Below are 20572 nucleotides of genomic sequence, written 5' to 3' on the forward strand. Positions count from 1 at the left end.
CGCACTAACGTGAATCGTGGAAAATCAGGCCGACGGTATGACGCTTGCCGCTGCGCACCACGCTCACGCCGTGGCGCATGGCGACCCGGCGCGTGCCGCCGCGCCGGTTCGCAGCCGGGCGCTGGTTGACGGTGAACAGCACCGCGTCGCCCTGCTCCAGCGGAATCACTTCGGCGCATTGACCGTTCGACGCGCTCTGCGTCATCACGAACTCGCCGCCCTCGAAATCGACGCCTGGCCGTGACAGCAGCATCGCCACCTGCAGCGGAAACACATGCTCGCCGTAGAGGTCCTGGTGCAGGCAGTTATAGTCGCCCGGGCCGTATTCGAGGATGAGCGGTGTCGGACGTGTTTGCCCTGCGCGGTGGCATTGATCGAGAAAGGCGTCGAGGTCGGCCGGGTATTGCGTGTCGATCCCCAGTTGCCCGTTCCAGCGGTTGGCGATCGGCGCGAGGTACGGATAGAGCGCATGCCGCAAGCGCTGAAGCAGCGACGGCAGCGGATACGCGAAGTACTTGTATTCCCCGCGCCCGAAATTGTGACGCGCCATGACGATGCGCGAGCGAAAGCCATCGTCCCTCGCGTACAGGGCAGCGAGTTGCGCGCATTGCTCGGGCCTGAGCACGCGGGGCAGCACGGCGTAGCCGCGCGCGTCGAGCGATCGCTCGATCTCGACCCAGTCGTACGTTGCGGATTCCGGCTTCTCAGCCCGCATGGCCCCGGTTTTCATCGCGTGTGTTCCTCCTCTCGCAAGCGGCATTCTCGCCGATCTCGCCCACAGACCAACGATACGCCGGCGCACCGTGCGTTCCGATCCGAATGTTGCGCTCTAATTCGGCGCGTGCCACGGCGTGAATGCCACGCGAATGTCACGGCAAGAAACGGGTATCTGCGTGGTTTGCCGGTCGATATCGTTCATTTCAGGCGGAGCAATCCTGCTTCGCCGTGAATCGAGATCAGCAAGGAGTCGAACATGTCGATGGAAGAGGACAACAAGGCGTTCGTTGGCCGCTGGTTCACGCGTTTCTGGGGCGAAACCTGCGACCTCAGCGTCGTCGACGAGCTAGCCGCGCCGGACATGCTGCTCAAGTATTCGCTGCACGAGCCGCGCCGCGGCCGCGAGGACATCAAGGCGTTCATGACCGGCTTTCGCGCGGCGTTCCCCGATCTGAACTTCTGGGGCGCCGCCGATCTCATCGCTGAAGGCGAATACGTGGTGGGTCAGTGGGAAGGCGGCGGCACCCATTCGGGCCCGGCGTTCGGTGACTTTCTCGCGGGATCGTTGCCGGCGGCGAGCGGCCGCAAGATGCACTTCACCGGCACGACGGTATTGCGCCTGAAAGACGGCAAGATCGTCGAGGAGATCGGGCTCGACGACGGCGTAACGGCGCTCACGCAGCTCGGGCTCATCAGGCGGGTCTGACTGCGCCACGAACGGAACGTCTCACATAGGGAGTCGAATCATGTCACCGCTTGCTCCGCTCCTCGCCCTTCACGCGCTCGCCGCTCAACGCGGCGACGGGCTACGGCCTGAACTGCTCGCGCTGTTCCTGCGTCATGCGCAATCCGACGCCGGACTCAGCGCGAGCATCGATGGCCCGTGCGTGGAAAACGGTCAGGCGCCGCCGCAATGCGCCACGACGTTGGACTGCGCGTCGAGCCACACGGGAATCGCATCGAGCTTGGCGCCGGCGCACGGGCCTTCGATGCACTGCCCGTCTTCGAAGCGAAATAACGCACTGTGATGCGCGCACATGATCACCTGTGCGCGATACGTCGGCACATGGCCGGGCTCGTAGTCGAGCGGCACCGAGAAGTGCGGGCAACGGTTCGCGTACGCCCATACTTCGCCGGCCCGCCGCACGACGACGACCGGCCGCCCGGCCAGCGCGGCGTCGATCACGCGCGCGCCGCCGTCGGGCACGTCGTCAAGGCAACACAGGCACACGGTCTGCATGGTTCACACTCTTTGCTCAGGATTGCCAAGATTCCAGTCCCACGGACGGATCTCGACGTGCTCGAACAAGCCCGCCAGCGTATAGGGATCGTCGCGCACGAAGCGCATCACGTCGTCGTAGCCTTCCGCCTCTATCACGAGCAGCGTGCCGTTGAGCGCGTCGCAATGCGGCGCGAGCGTCGAGCCGCCCAGCCGCACGAACACCCCGCGTTGCGCGGCCGAGCGCAGATAGGTGCGATGCACCGCGCGTTCGCGCTCGCGGACTTCGCGCATGCCGGGCTTGTCGGTGGCGAATACGGCGTAGTAGCGTGTGTGCGGTCTCATGCGCGCTCCAGCACGAAGTCGTAGCACGCCTCGCGAAAGCCGCCCTCGAAGCCGAACTGCTGCGCGGCCGCCCCACCCGCCGCGTGCTCGCGATAGTCGACGAGCAGCGAGGGCTTCACGCCGAACACCGCGTCCGAATCCAGATACGGGTCGTTCTGGTTGAACAGGTGCGTGACGAGCGCGCTGTGGCCCGGCGCCGTGATCATGAAGTGCAGATGGGCGGGCCGCCACGGATGCCGCCCCGTGGCGTTGAGCATGCGGCCCACCGGGCCGTCGGTCGGAATGGGATAGCACACGGGCACGATGGTGCGGAGCGCGTAGCGGCCTTCGGCGTCGGTGCGATAGCGGCCGCGCAGGTTGCCGTGCGGCTGTTCGGTGTCCTGCCCCGAGTACATGCCGTTGTCGGCCGTCTGCCACACGTCGAGCAGCGCGTTCGCCACGGGCTCGCCGTCGGTCGTCAGCACGCGGCCATGCACGAGGGCCGGCGTACCCGGCGTGAACGCCATGTTCTCGCCATAGGCGCGTTCGGGCATGCCTTCGATGTAGAACGGGCCGAACACGGTCGTATCGGTCGCGCCGGAAGCATAGCGGTGATTGATCGCATCGACGAGCATCGACACGCCCAGCGTGTCGGACAGCAGGATGAATTCCTGGCGCACGACGTCGTCGCACATCTGGCCCGTCTCGGTCAGGAAGCGGATCGCAGCGAACCACTCCGCCTCCGTCGGCTCGACTTCGCGCACGTAGGCGTGCAGATGGCGCACGAGGCTTTGCATCAGCGTGCGCAGACGCGCGTCGGGTGTGTTCGCGAAGCGGCCCACGACCTGTTCCGTCAAGGCGCGTTCGGCCTCGGTGCCATGCATCGACATGGTTGTCTCCTTTCCGTTGTTTTGTGCGCCACGCACGTGGCGTGGCGCAACCCGGCTAGCGCGGCGCCAGGCCTTCCCACGCGCGTTGCAGCAGTGCGCGGATCGCCGCGCGCTCCAGCGGCCGCGGATTGGGGTAGGCATTCGTGCACGCGAGATCGGCCGCTTCGTCGAGGCCCGCTTTGGGCATACCGATTTCCTTGAGCGACATGGGAATGCCAAGCGACTCGTTCAACGCATAGAGCCGCGGCCCGGCCTCATCCGCATGCGCGCCGCCGAGCGCACGCGCCACGCGCTCGAGCGCGTGTGGCGCGGCCGCGTGGTTGTAATGCGCCGTATGCGGCAGCATGACCGCATGCGTTTGCGCGTGCGGCAGGTTGAAGGTGCCGCCGAGCGTGTGGCAGAGCTTGTGATGCAGCGCCATGCTCACGGCGCCCAAGGAAGTGCCCGCGAGCCACGCGCCATAGAGCGCGCGACTGCGCATCGCCGCGTCGTCCGGGCGACGCACGACGCCCGGCAACGCTTCGCCCAGCGCGCGAATCGATTCTTCGGCCATCAGGCTGATCACCGGGTTCGCGTCCTCGGCATAGAGCGCCTCCACCGCGTGCGCGATGGCGTTCACGCCCGAGGCCGCCGAAATGCCGGCGGGCAGCGAGACCGTGAGCGACGGGTCGTAGATCACAGTGCGCGGCAGCACGCGCAAGTCGCGCCCGGTCTTTTTCAGGCGCCCTTCGGTGAGACCGTAGATGGGCGTCATCTCCGAGCCCGCGTAGGTCGTGGGCACGGCGACGATCGGCAGCGCCGATTCGAGCGCGATGGCCTTGCCAAGGCCGATGGTCGAGCCGCCGCCCACGGCCACGCAGCACTGCGCATCCAGTGCCGCCGCTTTCTCGCGCGCTGCCCGCGCGACCTCCACGGGCACGTGCATGACCGCTTCGGCATGGATACCCGCGGCGCGCTCGCCGAGCAGGCGCGCGACTTCTTCAGCGAGCGGCCGCTGCTCGGGCGTCGAGAGGATCAACGCGCGGCGTGCGCCCAGCCGGTCCACCTCTTCGGGCAACCGCGCGAGGTTGCCCCAGCCGAACACCACGCGCGACGGCAAGCCCTGATAAACGAAGCGATCCATACGTGCCTCAACGCTTGAAGTGGGGCGGCACCTGGGCGTCCACGTTGACCCACACCGAGCGGGCCTCCGTGTAGTCGTGCATCGCCTCGAAGCCCATTTCGCGACCGTAGCCCGATTGACCGACGCCGCCGAACGGGCTGCCCGGATTCACGCGCTTGTAGCAGTTCACCCAGCACATGCCCGCGTGAATCTTGCCCGCGATGCTGTGCGCGCGCGCGAGGTCGCGCGTCCACAGGCCGCTGCCGAGACCGTAGTCGGTGCCGTTGGCGATGGCGAGCGCCTCTTCGTCGGACTTGAAGCGCAGCACGGTCACGAACGGGCCGAACACCTCTTCCTGCGCGATACGATCGTCCTGGGTCTTCGCCTCGATCACCGTCGGGCGCACGTAATAGCCGTTGGCGAGCGCAGGGTCCTGCGGCGCGCTGCCGCCCGTGAGGACGCGCCCGCCCTGCTCGCGCGCCACGTCCACGAAGGCCTTCACGCGCTCCAGATGCTGCAGCGAAGTGAGCGGCCCCATTTCTGTTTCGGGGTCCAAAGGATTGCCGACACGAATCGAGGCGGCGAGCGCCACGAAGCGTTCGAGAAATTCGTCGGCGATGCGCTCATGCAGCACCAGACGCGAACCCGCAATGCACGCCTGCCCCTGGTTGTGGAAGATCGCCCAGGCCGCGCCGTTGATGGCGGCGTCGAGATTGGCGTCGTCGAACACGATATTGGCGCCCTTGCCGCCCAGTTCGAGCTGCACGCGCTTCAGGTTGCCCTGCGAGGCCTCCACGATGCGCCGCCCCGTTGCCGTCGAGCCGGTGAAGGCGATCTTGCCCACGCCCTCGTGCTCCGCGAGCCGCTGCCCGGCCGTATGCCCATAGCCCGGCACGATATTGACGACACCCGCGGGAAAGCCCACTTCCGCCATCAGCTCGACGATACGCAGCGTGGAAAGCGGCGTGATTTCCGAGGGCTTCAGCACTACCGTGTTGCCGGCCGCGAGCGCCGGGCCCATCTTCCAGCTCGTGAACATGAGCGGGAAATTCCACGGCACGATCTGGCCCACCACGCCTATGGGCGCGCGCTGCACGTAGTTGAGAAAACCCGTTTCGACCGGAATGACCGAGCCTTGCAGCTTGTCGGCCATGCCGCCGAAGTAGCGGAAGCACGCCGCCGTGCGCGGCACGTCCAGTGCGCGTGAATCGCGGATCGGGTGCCCGGTGTCGAGCGATTCCAGTTGCGCGAGTTCTTCGCCGTTCGCTTCGATGGCGTCGGCCAGACGCAGCAGCAGGCGGCCACGTTCGGCGGCCGGCATCGCCGACCACTGCGGGAAGGCGCGCGTGGCGGCGGCCACGGCCAGATCGATGTCGGCCGCGGTGGCGGCGGCGATCTTCGTGATCAGCGAGCCGTCGTGCGGATTGAGCACGTCGATGGTGCCGCCCTCGACGGCGTCAACGAAGCGGCCGTCGATGAACAATTGCGTTTGCATGAGTAAATCCTCGGTTGATGCTTAGGCATGCTGGGTAGCTGCTGGGAACTCGCTCAGAACTCGACCGGATACGGCTTGAGTTCGCCGCTCTCGTAGCGCTTGGGCAAGCCGGCGGTCGCGTTCTCCCACACGAGCAGCATCGAACGCTTGGTCGAATAGCCCTGATGGCGGATATCGGCGGGCATGGCGCAAATGTCGCCCGCGCGCATGGTGATGCGTGCGCGCGGCGCACCGGTGTTTTTGTCGCCGATGTCCCAGACGATCTCGTCGGAGAGCTGCAGGAACCACTCCACGCGGTCGTTGCCGTGGAAAACCGGCAGGATGTACTCCTCGGTGGTCGGGCAGAACAGGCTCTGGCCGCACACCGAAGTGACCGAGGGATTCCACGTCACGTCCGAGCGCGAGAGGTACTTGAAGAGGTTGAACGCATGCAGCTCGCCTTCGAAACCGGGCTCGGCGTGCACTTCGGGGTTGTCCTGAGCCACGTCGGCGAAGGCGCGGTTCACCGGCAGGTCGTCGCGCAGCGGCGAGTCGCCTTCGAGGCCCGGCATGCGGCGCGTGGCGATGCGCGTGCGCTCGATCGCGGCGTCGTTCTCGCCATGCTTGCGGCCGAATGCGGTGCCGGTTTCCTCGGGCGCGGCGAACGGGTCGAAGCCTTCGTTGGTCCAGTCGTGCAGGATCGCCTTGAAGGTCGCCATGATGGTGGGCGTTTCGAAGGTCTCGATATAGTCCACGCCGGCGTCCTTCATGATGCCGTTGAACGAGCCCGCGTACACGTCCACCTTGCCGTAGTGATTGCGCGTGCCGAACACGTGGTCGAAATTCACCCAGCCGTAGAAAAAGCCCCAGGCCACGTCGCGCATCATGGCGCGCAGGAAGGCGTCGGCGGGGATGGCGTGCGTGCGCGTCTGTCCCTTCGCGGGCCACAGCACTTTCACGAAGTATTCGTCGCGCGTGAATTCGAAGGCGCCGAGCGTGTAGCGGCGATAGCCGGTCACGGCGTCGGGCTCGCTCGCGCGCACGGTGTCGGCGGCGAAGCCTGCGGAGTGGTCGAGGGTTTCGAGGGTGGCCATGTCGTGTCTCCAGTAGTCGAGTGTTCGGTTTGCGCGTGTTGTCAGTGCAGGCAGATCTCTGCCCACTTCTGCACGGACAGCTCACCGGCCATGGTCTGCACGAGCGCGACGCCAGCCTTCTGCGCGCTGAAGCGATACGCGCAGCCAGCCGGCAGCAGCGCTTGATGGCCGCGGCGCAGCACCACATGGCCCATCTTGCGGCCCGCAGGCTGCTCGCCCGCGTCGACCGTACCCGTACCGCCCTTGAGCGGCGTATCGAGCTTGATGAAGTCGATGCGCACTTCGGCATCCATCAGGATCACGAACTCATCGTGTGCGCAGGCGAACCAGCGCGACTGCCCTTCCGTGCGCAGCACCTCGATCACGTATTCGAGGTTCTTGCCGACCACGACCTTCTCGTAGGGCGCCGAGCTTGCGGCGACTTCGAAGACGTTCGAGAAAACATAGTGGCGGGCGTCGCCGCTCGTGATTTCGATCTCGCCCTTGCGATACTGCTCGAGCGAGCCAAAGGCGGTGTGGAATGACGAATCGGTCATGGCTGTCTCCTGTTTTGGAAGGTTCGTTGGAATCAACTTTAGGAGCGCTGCGCGGCGGTAACAACCGGCGGCCAGGCGACTATGGCATTCGCGTTTCGCAAATAATCGCGGCAGGCAATCGTCGCAGGCGCTAGCGCACCCAGCCGCGCTCGATCAGCGGCACGTCCCACGCGGGCTCGGGGCCCAGATACTCGGCCAGAAACTCCACTAGCGCCTTCACTTTCAGGGCCTGGCGCTGCGTGGAGGGATACACGGCGGCAAAGCTCAACGCAGAGAGGTGGTAGTCGGTGAGGATCGGCACGAGCGAGCCGTTGAGGAGCGCCTCGCTCGCCACGAGCGTAGGCAGGCACACCACGCCGCCGCCCGTGAGCGCGTAATCGCGCAGCAAATGCACCGAGTTCGAGCGGATCATGCCGGGCAACTCCATCTCCACGACTTCGTCGCCGCGGGTCATCGTCCAGCGGTTGCGCGAGGGATAGCCCGAATAGAGCGCCGTGGTGTGCTGCAGCAATTCACGCGGATGCTGCGGCGCGCCATGCTCTTGCACATACGCGGGGGTGGCGCAAAAGAGCCGGCGCACCGAAAAGAGCCGCCGCTCGATCAGCGAATCGGAGATCGGCGGGAAGATCTGGAACGCGACGTCGAAACCTTCTTCGATCGGATCGACCACGCGGTCGTTGACGATCACGTCGAGCTGGATGCCGGGATAGCGGCGGTTGAACTCGGCGAGCGGCCCGCCGAAATGGCCCAGCGCGAAGCCCGGCAAGATCTGGATGCGCAGCCTGCCCGTGGGCGTGGCGCGCAGTTCGCGCATCTGGTCCGTCAGTTCGTTCACGCGCCCCACCACCTCCGCGCATTCACGATAAAACGCCTCCCCGACTTCGGAGAGGCGCACGTGCCGCGTGCTGCGATGAAAGAGCGGGGCGTTGACGAACTTCTCCAGTTGCTGGATCCGGTTCGTCACGACCGAACTGGTCACGCCGAGTTGCCGGGCCGCTTCCGCGAAACTGCTCGTTTCCGCCACGCGCACGAAGGCTTCGATGCTCAGGAATCGGTCCATGCTCCTCTCTTCTTCTCGGGTTCGGGCCCTTCAAGTATAGGGCCCGCCTCCGGTCGCTCGCGCCGCTCCTGCACGGGCGGCGCAGCCGCCGAGGACGACACGGACAGCGCGCGCACGCTACTCGGCCTGCCCCGCTGCAGGCAAGGGCGCGGCGGGCGCAATGGGGGCGGCGGCCTCGTTACGCCGCAGCTTCGCGGGCGCGGTTTCCTTGAGGAATAGGCTCACCAGCACGCCGAGGAAGACCGCGCCGATCGGCAGCCACAAAATGTTCTGGATACCGAAATGCGCTGCAACAAATCCGGCGAGCGCGGGCGCCACGCCGCCGCCGAAGATTTCACCGGCGCCCACCACGAGGCCGATCGAAGTCGAGACCATGCCGGCCGGCGCGGCTTCGGTGGCAACCGGTCCCGAGAGCAGCGAAACGAGGCCGAGCGTGAAGAACGACGCCGCGAACAGCACCGCGAAGAGCGCGAACGGCTGCGCGCCGAGACCGCGAAACACGATCAGCATGACAGCGGTGCCCACGAAGCCGATGACGCTCGCGAGGCGCCGGCCCAGCAGATCCGAAAGCCCCGGCAAACCGAACTGTCCGACGAAACCGCCAAAGCCGATCGCCGAGGCCACGACGCCCATGCGCTGCGTATCGAGCGACAGGTACTGCGTGAGATAGAGCGGCAGCATGGCGCCGAGCACGAACACGCCCGTCATGGCGCAGAACAGCGCGACCATCGCCACGGGAATGTTGCGGCTGCGGATCACGTCGCGCCAGTGGCCGCGTTCGGCCTTCGAGGCAGACGCACCGGCATTACGCGCAGGCGCGCCTTGCGGCTCCCGGATCACGCGGTACATCAGCAAGCCGAGAATCAGCCCCGGCACCGAGACGAGCGCGAACACCCAGCGCCACGTCATCACGCCCAGCAACTGCGTGGCGATGATCGGCGCAAGCGCGAGCCCGAACAGCGCGAAGCCGCTTTGCTGAAGCCCGAGATTGAAGCCGCGGCGCTTCGGGTGCGAGGCATCGGCTGTAGCGGCGAAGCTGGTCGGGCAGAACGAACCTTCGGCCACGCCCATCAGCGCGCGCACGGCCAGCAGGCTCGCGAAGCCGCCTGCGAGGCCCGAAAAGCCCGAGAGCAGCGAGAACGCGATGATCGCCGGAATCAGCACCTTGCGCCGCCCCACCTTGTCGGACAGGCCGCCCATGACCGCCGCGAACACGCCCCACGAAAGGCCGAGGATGCCGATGCAATTGCCGACATCCTGCGCATTGAGGTTGAGGTCTTTCATGATGGACGGGAACAGCGGCGCGATCAGCCAGCGGTCGAGGCCCACGAGGCCGAAGCCCAGCGCCAGCAGCGTCACGGCCTTCCATTCGTAGGCCGTGTCCCATGTGTTCGGTTTCATCTCTGTCTCCTTGGGCCGGCCGCATGCCGCGCCACACGCTCATGGTCGAAAACGGTGTGCGACGCGACGTGCACCGCTGCACGCTCGCAGGACGCCGTCGACATCGACGAGGCAAAGATAGTCGCAAGCGCGGTGTAATCAGTACCGGATAACGCCCGAATACGTCATTCGCGGATCGCGAATAATCGGGCGCGCAAGGCCGGCGGGCACGGCAGTCGGGACGCTGCGAGCGGGGCGCGCCACGCGATGCGACGCGGCGCGCCCACCCCAGGACAATTACGGGTAGACGCTCGCTGGCGCGGCGGGCGGTAGACATTCAACGCATGAGTTGCACGAGCCCGGGCGATCTGCAGGCCGCCGCCGCGCGGATCGCCGGGAAGATCCGCGAGGAATGAGCGCGGCGCTCACGCTTTGCGCAAGTGCTCGGTATGCATGTCGCTCAAACGGCTCAGCAGGATGCCGTAACCGGTCAAATGCCCGAGATAGACGCTCGTGAACACGCCCGTGGCGGGCAGCGCTTCGACGAGCGCATGCAGTTCCTCGCGAGTCAGCGGCGCCACGAGCAGAGCTGGGCGTTCCACCCGCAGGTCGGCCTGGGAAGCCAGTTGCCGGTGTACGTCCACGAGGCGCGCGAGGCCGCGCCGGTAGGCCTCTTTCCATTGTGCGTCGAGCGCCTCGTATTGCGCGTTGAACGTGTCGAGCGTTTCGAGGAAGCCGACGATCGAATCGAATAGCTCGTGGTAGCACGCGAACAGCGGCAGGCGATCGCGATTGCGCTTCAGATGCGCCGACACCCACGACTGCTCCAGGTCCGACTTGAGGAGATCGTGCGCCTGCTTCAGATTGCTGCTCGACACCCGCAGCGCGGCCGTCGCCGATTTCAGCTTCGCGCGGTCCAGCGTGTTCGTCGCGACTTCGTTGAGCAAGGCTTCGGCCTGTGCGTTGCCGTCGTTCACGAGCGTATTTGCCCAGAATCCGTGGTCGGGCGGAAACGCGACCTGCTGAATGATGAAACCGAGCAGCATGCCGAGCACCACGCCGATCAGCCGTTGCTCGAGCAGCGGTATGTGCACGCCCGTGAAGAGCACGAGCGTCATCGGCACGGTGATGCTCGTCATCTGGAACACCGAAGGCCGAATGCGCACGATCGTGAAGATCACGAGCGGCAGCAGGATCACGCCCAGCCACAAATGCGGCGCGGTCAGCCAGATCAGGAGCGTGCCGATCGGCATCGCCACGAGGTTCGACATCACGCGCTTGTGGAAGTACCCGCGCGCCGCCGAGATGGAACTGCCGAGCGCGAGCGTGAGCATGGCCGAGCCCGAGAGCGCGACCGCCGCCTCGGGATACCCGCACGCGTACGGAACGCCGAAGCCTATCCACATGCCGAGCGTGAGCTTCGTGTATTTCGCGAGTTCGGAGAGGGAAAAGCGTGCGAGCGCACGGCGAATCGGCGTGAGCGGTTTGTGGGCGTAGGAGATGGTGGCCATGGATGCCGTCGGTCGTTTCAGGCGGAGCGCCAATGTTAACGCGAATGCCACAACTGTTCCGGCACTCAGACCCTCCTCGACGACTTCCCGATTATTTCGCGGCCCGGATTTTCTTTCCGATTCGTAAGACCAATCCTCGGCACCTTGTGCGGATGCCCGCCGGTCGGGGCTTTGCGGGCCGCCGTGCGCAAGGCGCATTCCTTGCGAATTATTTTCAATTTCTTTCGCGTTTTGTTCCTTTACCGTCATGTCCACCGGATGAAGTTCGCATTCCGAACCCGTCTTTGCGAACGTCTCCGCATCCCTCAAGCACTGGGGTCTGCCCATGACGACAACAACGAAGGTCTCCATTTGCCTGCCGACGTACAACCGGCCTGAACTGCTGGTTCGCTGCATCGAATCGTGTCTCATGCAAACGCATGCGAACATCGAGATCGTGATCGGCGACGACTCGAGCGACGATCGCACGCAGCAACTGATCGCCTCGCGTTACGGCGACGACCCGCGCATCGCCTACCGGCGCAACGTGCCCGCGCTCGGCCAGGCGCCCAACGTGGCCAGCCTCTTCGAGCGCGCGAGCGGAGACAAGATCCTCCTGATCCACGACGACGACTATCTGCTCGTGCACTGTATCGAGAAGCTGCTCGCGCAGTGGCAGCGTTATCCGGATCTGGAAGTCGCGTTCGGCGATCAATACGAAACCGATCACGACGGGCGCATCATGCAGGCGGCCAGCGAACGCATGAACATCGCGTATCACCGGACGGCCAGCGCCGCTGGGCTGCAATACCCGCCGGGCCGCGTGGGCATCGTGCAGATGTTCCCCAATAACGGCTGGCTCGCCGATGCGGCGCTCGTCAAGCGCATCGGCTACGACGACCACTACGGCACCTGCTGCGATTACGTGTTCGGCACGCGCTTGTGCCTCGCGGCAAAGCGCGTGTGCTATGTGAACGAATACGTCTCGTGCTATCGCATTACCGACGTTTCGGTATCCCAGGCAACGCGCACGAGCATCAATGCCTCGTCGATCTCGGCGTGGCGCTTTCTCAAGAGCCTCGCGCTGCCGCCCGAACTCGAACCGGCGCGCAAGCTCGCCATGCGCCGGCTCGTGCCGATCGTGGTCTCGCTGCTCGCGCGCAATCGCGAGGCGCGCGCCGGGCTCCAGCTCGCGCTCGGCAATCTCTACGCGTACCAGTTCGGCTTCAGCCCGCGACTCTACTACCACCTGCTGATGATCTGGAAAGCCACGCGGCGGCCCGGCACGGAGTCCGTCGGCCTGTTGGGCATGAAGGACGAGCAGGTCGTGGATACGTCCCGAACGCGCATGCCGTAGCGAACGCATCACGCCGTGAACAGCGGCCGCAGATCGGCCACGTTCGCGACGTGCTCCAGCGCGTTGATCCGCTCGATCAGTTGCGCGGTCTTTTGCTGGCCGAGCACGGGCTCCATGAGATCGCGCGCCTTGTCGTTCACCTTGGCGACGTCACGAAGGCGCACCCCGGCTGCTCCACGGTGCCCGCCGCACTACGGCGTCGGGCAACGGCTGGTCGCGCGCAGCGACGAGATAGCGCGCAAGCTGCGCGGTGATGCCGGTGTCGTCCGGCGATGACGATGACGAGGGTGAGGCGTCGGCGGCAAACGCACGCATTGCGCCGACGACGGGCAGCATGCTGCACGCCGCGACGCACTGAAGCATGCGGCGGCGCGAAGGCGAAGGCGTTATTGGCATCGTTATCCGTTCGGAATCCGTATTGAATCGCGCTGCCCGGTGCAGCTCATGCGGTAATCGCGCCGGCGTCGAAACGGTAGGCCATCAGCGCGGCCAGGCCGCGCCGTCCGTCTATCGACGCCGCCGCGCTCGTGAAGCCGTGTTTCGCGAGCAAGGCCGCTTCGATGGCATCGGCAGCGGCCTTGCCGGTTTCCAGCGAGCCCATGGCTTCGCCCACGTTGCGCGCGAGCCCGGCGGCCTGCGTCGCGGCGATGCCAAGCGCGTGGCGCGTGTGCAGCGCGTCGAGCGCGAGCAGGCGCGCTGCCGCGAGCGTCGCCCCCACGATCCCGAGCGACGCGGCGACGTTCCAGCGCGCACGGAACGCTTCGTCGTCCACGGCGGCGCCGAGCCGCGCCGAAGCGCGCGTGCCGACCGCGACGGCAGCGGCAATGTCGTCTTCGTCGGCCCCGAGAGACTCGCCGAGCGTAAGCGCTGCTGCCACGGCGGGCGTGGCGGTCGAGCCCGCATCCAGCGTGGCGAGTGCGGCGCCGAGCTGCCATGCGCGCGAGCGCGCATCGGTGGCCTGCGCGAGCATGGCGCTCAGCGGGCTGGCGTCGTGGGGCTGCGCGGCGCAGCGGCGCGCGTTCGCCACGGCGCTGCGCGCGGCTTCGAGTTCGCGCTCGCCAGGCTTCGCGGCGGCAAGCGCCACAAATGCATCGGCAACGGCGGAATGGGCGGCGGGGTTATGCATGAACCAGATCCTCGTTCGGCGTGCAAAGGGCGAAGAACGCATCGAGACTCGCGGCGCGCTCCACGTTCGCGACGGCGGCGGCAATGCGATCCGCCGCGCCCGCGCCGAGCCGCGGGTCGATCAGCAGACGCACCTTGTCGAGCAGTTCGTCGTCGGTCAGGGGCCGCGCGAGACTGCCGCGCGCATGGTCGACGTGATGCGCGACCACGCTGCCGTCGTGCAGCCGCGCCTCGATGTAGACCTCGTCGCGGTTCAAGGCGGGGTCGGGCGCGAGCGTCGTCTTCGCGCGCAGCGCCTTCACGTCGTCGCGCGTCACGCGGCTGTCGTCGTATTGCGCGAGGCCCACCTGGCCGTCGCACAGCGCGGCGGCCACACCATGGATCGCGCTGAAGCGCGCCTGCAGGCCGTCACGAGGCTGCGGGTTGCCCATCAACTCCGGCACGAGCGGATGACAGCGCACTACGATCGCGTCGATCGAACCGGCGTCCGCAATGCGCTCCGCGATTGCGAGGCCGGCATCGATGGCCGGATGCGCGACGATCCCGCACGGATACGGCTTGTAGGTGTTGAACAGCAACTCCCAGCGCTCGCCGAAATCGCCGTTCATGCGCTCGAAGTCCACCTTCGTCGAGAGCGATCGCGAGTAGCCGCCCGGCGCTTCGAAGATGTCCTCGGCGGCGCGCTGCCCGTGCTGGGCGAGCCGTGCCGCGTCGATGCCGTTGGCAGCCGCCTTGCCGGGATGAAACGGCTTGGTCATGGTGCCGAAGGCCTCGCGTTGCCCGACGAACATCGAGGCGGCAATCGATACGGCCTCCTTGAGCTGGACTTCGTCGAGACCGAGCAGCAGCGCCGCCGTGACCGCACAACCAATCACGCCGCACGTGCCCGTGATATGCCAGCCCCGGTCGTAGTGCTCAGGCGAGATCGCCACGCCCACGCGCAATTGCGCCTCGCAGCCCAGCGCGAACGCCGTGAGCGCCTGCGCGCCCGTGGGCCGCGTTTGCGGCGCGAGCGCGGCGAGTACGGCGAGCGTGGCCGCCGCGGGATGGATCACGGTGACGAGATGCGTATCGTCGAAATCGTCGAGGTGACCCGCGAAGCCGTTCGCCAGCGCGGCGAAATGCACGTCGATGCGCTCCGTACGACCGGGCACGCCCGCCTCATGGGCGGCGCCGAGATCGCGCGCAGTCGCGAGTATCGCTTCCACGCCCGGATGCGTGCAGGCGCCGATCGTTGTGCCCGCAACGTTGATGAACGAGCGCTTCGCTTCCTGCAGGACGTCGGCGGGCAAGGGGCGCTGGGCCAGTGCATGCAGGCCCTGCGCGAACGCGGCGGCGATGGAACCACTCATTGGGACAACTCCTCGAGACGTACACCGTTGGTTTTCGGACCCCACGCGCCGACCGCCACGACGATCACGACCATGGCCGACGAGATCAGCAGGAACACGGCCGGCACGCCGTAGTGCTTGAGCAGCGCCGCGACCCAAAAGCCGACGAAGATCGAACTCACCCGGCTCCAGCTGAAGACGAAGCCCACGGCGCGCGCGCGAATGCGCGTGGGATACAGCTCGGCCTGATAGGTGTGGAAGATGCCGATGAGCCAGTTGTTCGCGATCGTCACCGCGCTGCCGAACAGGAGGATCGGCACGAGGTCGCGCACCTGGCCGAACATCACGCCCGCCACGGCCACGACGATGGCACAGCCCACCAGTTGCCACTTGCGCTGGTAGCGCTCCGCGCAGGCCATGGCGCCGATGGCGCCGAGCGGGGTCGTGATGGCGATCACCATGGTGTAGAGCAGCGAATGCGTGATCGTGATGCCCTTCGAGTACAGCAGCACCGGCACCCACGCGCCAAAGCCATACACGCCGAAGGTCTGGCAGAAGTTGAACAGCGACAGCATCACCGTGCGCTTGAAGTAGCGGCCCTGCCACATCTCGATCCACGCGCCGCGCGCCTCCAGCTGGCTCGCATTCGGGCCTTCGGGCGGCTCGGCGAGCGGCTTGCCGGTTTCGGCGACCACCCTGCGCTCGATCTCGTCGACGATCTGGCGCGCCTCGCTCACCCGCCCCTTGCTCTCGAGCCAGCGCGGCGATTCCGGCAAGCCGTGGCGAATGAACCAGATGAACACCGCGCCGGCCGCGCCGATGATCATCACCCAGCGCCAGCCTTCCATGCCGAGGAACGTGCGCGGCACGAGCGCGTAGGAGATGACCGCGACCACGGGCACCGAAGTCAGAATGACGAGAATGCTGAACGCCGTGTAGCGCCCGCGTGCATCGCGCGGCGTGAGCTCGGAGATATAAGTGTCGACAGTGATGAGCTGCATGCCGATGCCCACGCCCGCCACGAAGCGCCAGGCGTCCATGCCGAGCGGCGAATGCTGGAAGGCCGCGATGAAGCTCGCCACGGAGTACGTCAGCATGGCGAAGGTGAACACGATGCGCCGCCCGAAGCGGTCGGTGACGCCGCCCAGCGCCACCGTGCCGACGAACATGCCCGCGAAGAACGAGCCCAGAAAGCTGGCGAAGCCGTTCACATCGAAGAGCCCGGCCGTGGTGGCGCGATACAGGCCGCTGTGGATGAGGCCCAGCGAGATATAGGCCGCCATGAACATTTCATAGAACTCGAACCATCCGCCCACCGCGATGCGCGCGACCAGCCCGCGGAAGTACCGCGTGGGCGGCAGCCGGTCGAGCCGCGCCGAGACACTCGCCTCGACGTGCGTTGAGCCGGCAATCTCGGTTCCCATGTACATGGCGTCTCCTTGCCTGACGGGTAGTCGAATTGGATTGCGCTTTAGTGTCGACAGTTATATTCAGTATATGGCGAATTTCCGCTTTTCGCAGAGACGTTCTCGCCTAAGTGTATACACTTAAGTAACCGACCTGCGACTTCGAAGGCGAAGCAGGCAGCGGATTTGTTACAATCGGCGGCGCTGCGCCCGCTCGCGGCGCCACGGGGGAAAGCGCATGGATGAAGATGTCGGCGTAATGGCCGCCCCGGAAACGGGCGAGCAGTCGAGCGTGGCCGAGATCGTCGACTGGGTGGCGCGCGGCATCATCGAAGGCCGGTTGCGTCCCGGCGACGACCTGAATTCGGTCGATCTCGCCAAACGCTTCGGCGTGAGCCGCACGCCCGTGCGCGAGGCGCTATTCGCGCTCACGCGTGAAGGACTCGTCGACTGGTCGCCGCGCCGCCGCCCGCGCGTGGCCGCCATGCAGTTGAAGGAAGTGCGCGAGATCTACGCGCTGCGCGCCCTGCTTTACGGCCAGGTGTCGCTCGCGATCGTCGAGCACGCGACGGACGAGGACATCGCCGCGCTGTGGCGCGCGCATGGCAAGCTCGCCGAAGTCGCGGCAAAGGGTGACGTGGACGGCTACTTCTGGGCCAACGTCGCGTTTCGCGACGAGGAACTGCGTGTGAGCCGCAACGGCATCTTCAAGGAGGTGCTGGACTCCATGCGCATGCGCACGAACCGCCTGCGCCACCTGAGCACCTCGCTGCCGGGCCGCCTGCAGCGCTCCTGCACCGACCACCAGCGGCTGTGCGAGGCGTATGCCGAGCGCGACGGCGTGCTGGCCGCGGCGCTGAACCGGTCGATCGTGATGGGCGCCCTGCGTGCGATCGAAGCGGCCTGGGACACCCTGCGCTGAGCATGGGCCCTTGCTGCGCCCCTTTTTATTAACGCGGATGCCGCGTCGAACGGGGCCTGTGGCCCTCCCCGCCAGGCTTGCCGAAAGGCCGGGGATACAACATACTTGACGATTCGACCGAATTCCTTCCGCATTCTCGTTCTACCGGGTTCTTTCTCATCATGAGCACAATTCTTGAAAGCCTTCCGACCGGCCAAAAGGTCGGTATCGCCTTCTCCGGCGGCCTCGACACCAGCGCCGCGCTGCACTGGATGAAGCTCAAGGGCGCCGTGCCTTACGCCTACACGGCGAACCTGGGCCAGCCCGACGAAGACGACTACGATTCGATCCCGCGCCGCGCGACCGAGTACGGCGCCGCCGGTGCACGCCTGATCGACTGCCGTGCGCAGCTCGTGGCGGAAGGCATCGCCGCCCTGCAATGTGGCGCGTTCCACATCTCGACGGCCGGCGTGACGTACTTCAATACGACCCCGATTGGCCGCGCCGTGACGGGCACGATGCTCGTGGCCGCGATGAAGGAAGACGGCGTCAACATCTGGGGCGACGGTTCGACCTACAAGGGCAACGACATCGAGCGCTTCTACCGCTATGGCCTGCTCGTCAATCCGGACCTGAAGATCTACAAGCCGTGGCTCGACCAGCAGTTCATCGACGAACTGGGCGGCCGCTCGGAAATGTCGGAGTTCATGCGCCAGTCGGGCTTCGAATACAAGATGTCGGCCGAGAAGGCCTATTCGACCGACTCGAATCTGCTCGGCGCAACGCACGAAGCGAAGGATCTCGAAAGCCTGGAAAGCGGCATCAAGATCGTGAACCCGATCATGGGCGTGGCGTTCTGGCGCGACGACGTCAAGATCGACCGCGAAGAAGTGACGATCCGCTTCGAGGAAGGCCAGCCGGTCGCGCTGAACGGCCAGACGTTCCCGAACGCCGTGGAACTGCTGCTCGAAGCGAACCGCATCGGCGGCCGTCACGGTCTGGGCATGAGCGACCAGATCGAAAACCGCATCATCGAGGCGAAGAGCCGCGGCATCTACGAAGCCCCGGGTCTGGCGCTGCTCTACATCGCCTATGAGCGCCTCGTGACGGGCATCCACAACGAAGACACCATCGAGCAGTACCGCGAGAACGGCCGCCGTCTGGGCCGCCTGCTGTACCAGGGCCGCTGGTTCGACCCGCAGGCCATCATGCTGCGTGAAACGGCCCAGCACTGGGTGGCGCGCGCCATCACCGGCGAAGTGAAGATCGAACTGCGCCGCGGCAACGACTACTCGATCCTCAGCACGAAGTCGGACAACCTCACGTATCAGCCGGAGCGTCTGTCGATGGAGAAGGTCGCCTCGGCGTTCTCGCCACGCGACCGTATCGGCCAGCTGACGATGCGCAACCTCGACATCACCGACACGCGCGAGAAGCTGCGCGTGTACTCGAAGGTGGGTCTGCTCGCGCCGGGTGCAGCTTATACGCTGCCGCAGCTGAACGACGAGAAGAAGTAAGGCGTCGTCGCTTTGTGAAGAAAGGGAAGGCACTGCGCCTTCCTTTTTTTATGTCTGTGCGGGTTTGCGTCTGGCGTTCGAGTTACCCACAGATTTTGTTGGCAAGGCTGGGGACAACTCGCGCCCAACCGCACCAACCCCCTGTCGCATAAGGGTTTTCGGGCGACGCGCGGGGGAAAGGCTCAATCGTTTCGTTGTGGATGCTGCGGGCACGTCACGCGGGACACGCGACTGTCAGAGCCCCAGCCATTCCCATGTTGTTCCGTCGTCACCCGGCATGCGCTCTCCCCGGCTGCGGGTCACGATGCGCGCGAGGTCGTAGCTGTACTGCCAGTCCCGCGTCGCCGTACGCGCAAGCCATCGGCCGCTGCGTGGGCAGACAGCGCCAGGGTCACACGTGTGCTCGGTGCCTTCGATGAGGTCGGGCGACCATGGCTTGACGGGTGTCGGCGCGCTGCCCGCCCATAGCCACTGCACCGGCTTGCTCAGCTCCGCGCCGGAGGCGGACTCCGTGAACATCTTCACGCTGTCCGTGGGGGCTACGTCCCCGGCCTTGAACGGCCTGAGCTGAAGGCTGTGAATTGGCATGCCACCGCTCTTTTGCACGGCGCGGTACAGGCCGTCCTCGGCAAAGGTTTCGCCGGGCTTGACCGGTTGCCACGACATGTCCTGGCGGTGCTGCGCTTCCCACTGCTCGTGCTCCTGGGGTGTTGAGGGGTAGTCGCGGTCGATGCTGATGCGGGTTTTAATGGGACAGAAATCGACGTGTGTTGACAGCCCCCAACCATAGCCCTCATATTGAATATTCAAATAAGCCACACCCGAAAGATCGTACTCACCCTTCTGGATTTTATTGTCCGGAATGGACTCAATTTTCAAAGTTCTACTGTCACCTGGATTGAGCAATATCTCTCCATCTGGAAATTCATTTTTGTTGAGTATTTTTCTACTCGCCAGATTAAATCCCCAATCATCACGAGCTTGCATTTTCCCAAGCTCGCTAAACGGAGCAACAGCAAGTCCGCCATTCCGATTGTCACCGGGCCAATGATCCGGTGTCTTAAACCTTATCCAGCGATTTCCGGAATTAATGAACCGAACAGAAATAATATAACTTCCGTTTTTATGCTCGACGCTCTCCGTTGTGAAGTCTAACTTGATAAGTTTCGCGCCATGCTTCCACGCTTCCTCTGACAGCCTGAACGGCGCATCGAAAATTTCTCTGTTGAATTTCTCAGGAATCTTTCGTATCGATCCGCGCCGATTCACTACCTTCCCATCTTCGAGACAGGCAACCCGGTACGTGGCTGGTGGGTCGTAAGTTTCAGGGCCGCCCCCCTGAATATCTGTTTCACACAGGGTCTTGGCAGCAGTTGTCAGCTCCTGCAAATCCGTGTTTTGTACGGTGAGAACAAACACTCCGATACCCGTCTGGGATTCCTCGTTAATCGTGTCTCCCTTCGCAAAATAAAACTTGCTTTCGCCGTCGAAAGTCATTTGCCTCGACCCATACTCCAGACCACCCGACCATGAAAGAGAAAACGCGCCGGGCCGTACGACGTCGTTATTCGAATCATTCGCCATCGCGCACCTGCCTCCTGGCCATAGCACTATCAGGGACAAAAAAGCCGTCCACCATATCTTTCGAA

Annotated in this window: 21 protein-coding genes; 4 read left to right on the top strand and 17 right to left on the bottom strand. The window is 65.3% G+C overall.

Annotated elements, in window-relative coordinates:
* Window positions 1-4 precede the first annotated feature (4 nt).
* Window positions 5-730, bottom strand: a complete 726-nt coding sequence (locus tag AB4Y40_RS08655; RefSeq protein ID WP_368687325.1) for a 2OG-Fe(II) oxygenase — start codon at window positions 728-730, stop codon at window positions 5-7.
* A 243-nt stretch (window positions 731-973) separates the two neighbouring features.
* On the opposite strand from AB4Y40_RS08655, the gene AB4Y40_RS08660 reads away from it, so the two are divergent.
* Window positions 974-1423 carry an ester cyclase gene (locus AB4Y40_RS08660; protein ID WP_368687326.1) on the top strand — a complete coding sequence of 150 codons (450 nt, stop codon included), beginning with the start codon at window positions 974-976 and terminating at the stop codon, window positions 1421-1423.
* Between the two features lie 192 nt (window positions 1424-1615).
* Here AB4Y40_RS08660 and AB4Y40_RS08665 read toward each other — a convergent pair whose 3' ends face one another.
* From AB4Y40_RS08665 to AB4Y40_RS08710, 10 genes are all read right to left on the bottom strand, one after another.
* Complete coding sequence (locus AB4Y40_RS08665; RefSeq protein WP_321921483.1) at window positions 1616-1957, bottom strand: Rieske 2Fe-2S domain-containing protein; 342 nt, start codon at window positions 1955-1957, stop codon at window positions 1616-1618.
* A 3-nt stretch (window positions 1958-1960) separates the two neighbouring features.
* Complete coding sequence (locus tag AB4Y40_RS08670; RefSeq protein ID WP_368687327.1) at window positions 1961-2281, bottom strand: YciI family protein; 321 nt, start codon at window positions 2279-2281, stop codon at window positions 1961-1963.
* Window positions 2278-3150, bottom strand: a complete 873-nt coding sequence (locus AB4Y40_RS08675; RefSeq protein WP_368687328.1) for an intradiol ring-cleavage dioxygenase — start codon at window positions 3148-3150, stop codon at window positions 2278-2280. Before AB4Y40_RS08675 ends, AB4Y40_RS08670 begins: the two co-directional genes overlap by 4 nt.
* A 55-nt stretch (window positions 3151-3205) precedes the next feature.
* Window positions 3206-4273, bottom strand: coding sequence for a maleylacetate reductase (locus AB4Y40_RS08680; protein WP_368687329.1), 1068 nt, complete (start codon window positions 4271-4273; stop codon window positions 3206-3208).
* Between the two features lie 7 nt (window positions 4274-4280).
* Window positions 4281-5747 carry an aldehyde dehydrogenase family protein gene (locus tag AB4Y40_RS08685; protein WP_368687330.1) on the bottom strand — a complete coding sequence of 489 codons (1467 nt, stop codon included), beginning with the start codon at window positions 5745-5747 and terminating at the stop codon, window positions 4281-4283.
* 53 nt (window positions 5748-5800) lie between these two features.
* Window positions 5801-6820 (bottom strand): hydroxyquinol 1,2-dioxygenase, encoded by a 1020-nt coding sequence (locus tag AB4Y40_RS08690; protein ID WP_368687331.1) that lies wholly within the window; start codon window positions 6818-6820, stop codon window positions 5801-5803.
* Between the two features lie 41 nt (window positions 6821-6861).
* The gene (locus tag AB4Y40_RS08695; RefSeq protein WP_368687332.1) at window positions 6862-7356 is read right to left on the bottom strand and encodes a hydroxyquinol 1,2-dioxygenase; all 495 of its coding nucleotides are present in this window, start codon (window positions 7354-7356) and stop codon (window positions 6862-6864) included.
* Between the two features lie 130 nt (window positions 7357-7486).
* On the bottom strand, window positions 7487-8416 hold the full coding sequence (locus AB4Y40_RS08700; RefSeq protein WP_368687333.1) for a LysR substrate-binding domain-containing protein: 930 nt from the start codon (window positions 8414-8416) through the stop codon (window positions 7487-7489).
* A gap of 117 nt (window positions 8417-8533) precedes the next feature.
* The gene (locus tag AB4Y40_RS08705; protein ID WP_368687334.1) at window positions 8534-9817 is read right to left on the bottom strand and encodes an MFS transporter; all 1284 of its coding nucleotides are present in this window, start codon (window positions 9815-9817) and stop codon (window positions 8534-8536) included.
* A gap of 404 nt (window positions 9818-10221) precedes the next feature.
* On the bottom strand, window positions 10222-11307 hold the full coding sequence (locus tag AB4Y40_RS08710; RefSeq protein WP_368687335.1) for an FUSC family protein: 1086 nt from the start codon (window positions 11305-11307) through the stop codon (window positions 10222-10224).
* A gap of 325 nt (window positions 11308-11632) precedes the next feature.
* Between AB4Y40_RS08710 and AB4Y40_RS08715 the strand changes: the two genes are divergently transcribed.
* Complete coding sequence (locus AB4Y40_RS08715) at window positions 11633-12643, top strand: glycosyltransferase family 2 protein (protein ID WP_368687336.1); 1011 nt, start codon at window positions 11633-11635, stop codon at window positions 12641-12643.
* A gap of 8 nt (window positions 12644-12651) precedes the next feature.
* Here the strand turns inward: AB4Y40_RS08715 and AB4Y40_RS08720 are convergent, their stop codons facing one another.
* The 5 genes from AB4Y40_RS08720 to AB4Y40_RS08740 all read right to left on the bottom strand — a co-directional run bounded on the left by AB4Y40_RS08720 (window position 12652) and on the right by AB4Y40_RS08740 (window position 16529).
* A complete protein-coding gene (locus tag AB4Y40_RS08720; protein WP_368687337.1) occupies window positions 12652-12807 on the bottom strand; it encodes a hypothetical protein in 156 nt (51 codons plus the stop codon).
* Window positions 12794-12979, bottom strand: coding sequence for a hypothetical protein (locus tag AB4Y40_RS08725; protein WP_368687338.1), 186 nt, complete (start codon window positions 12977-12979; stop codon window positions 12794-12796). Before AB4Y40_RS08725 ends, AB4Y40_RS08720 begins: the two co-directional genes overlap by 14 nt.
* 106 nt (window positions 12980-13085) lie before the next feature.
* Window positions 13086-13769: an MmgE/PrpD family protein gene (locus AB4Y40_RS08730; protein ID WP_368687339.1), complete on the bottom strand. Its 684-nt coding sequence runs from the start codon at window positions 13767-13769 to the stop codon at window positions 13086-13088.
* Window positions 13762-15120 (bottom strand): MmgE/PrpD family protein, encoded by a 1359-nt coding sequence (locus AB4Y40_RS08735; RefSeq protein WP_368687340.1) that lies wholly within the window; start codon window positions 15118-15120, stop codon window positions 13762-13764. The genes AB4Y40_RS08730 and AB4Y40_RS08735 overlap by 8 nt, the downstream gene beginning before the upstream one ends.
* Window positions 15117-16529: an MFS transporter gene (locus AB4Y40_RS08740; protein WP_368687341.1), complete on the bottom strand. Its 1413-nt coding sequence runs from the start codon at window positions 16527-16529 to the stop codon at window positions 15117-15119. Before AB4Y40_RS08740 ends, AB4Y40_RS08735 begins: the two co-directional genes overlap by 4 nt.
* Window positions 16530-16743: 214 nt before the next feature.
* Between AB4Y40_RS08740 and AB4Y40_RS08745 the strand changes: the two genes are divergently transcribed.
* The gene (locus tag AB4Y40_RS08745; protein WP_368687342.1) at window positions 16744-17427 is read left to right on the top strand and encodes a GntR family transcriptional regulator; all 684 of its coding nucleotides are present in this window, start codon (window positions 16744-16746) and stop codon (window positions 17425-17427) included.
* A 161-nt stretch (window positions 17428-17588) separates the two neighbouring features.
* Window positions 17589-18923 (top strand): argininosuccinate synthase, encoded by a 1335-nt coding sequence (argG, locus tag AB4Y40_RS08750; protein WP_368687343.1) that lies wholly within the window; start codon window positions 17589-17591, stop codon window positions 18921-18923.
* A gap of 234 nt (window positions 18924-19157) precedes the next feature.
* Here argG and AB4Y40_RS08755 read toward each other — a convergent pair whose 3' ends face one another.
* A complete protein-coding gene (locus AB4Y40_RS08755; protein ID WP_368687344.1) occupies window positions 19158-20507 on the bottom strand; it encodes a hypothetical protein in 1350 nt (449 codons plus the stop codon).
* Window positions 20508-20572: the final 65 nt, after the last annotated feature.

Source organism: Paraburkholderia sp. EG287B, assembly GCF_040965595.1.
Classification (GTDB): domain Bacteria; phylum Pseudomonadota; class Gammaproteobacteria; order Burkholderiales; family Burkholderiaceae; genus Paraburkholderia.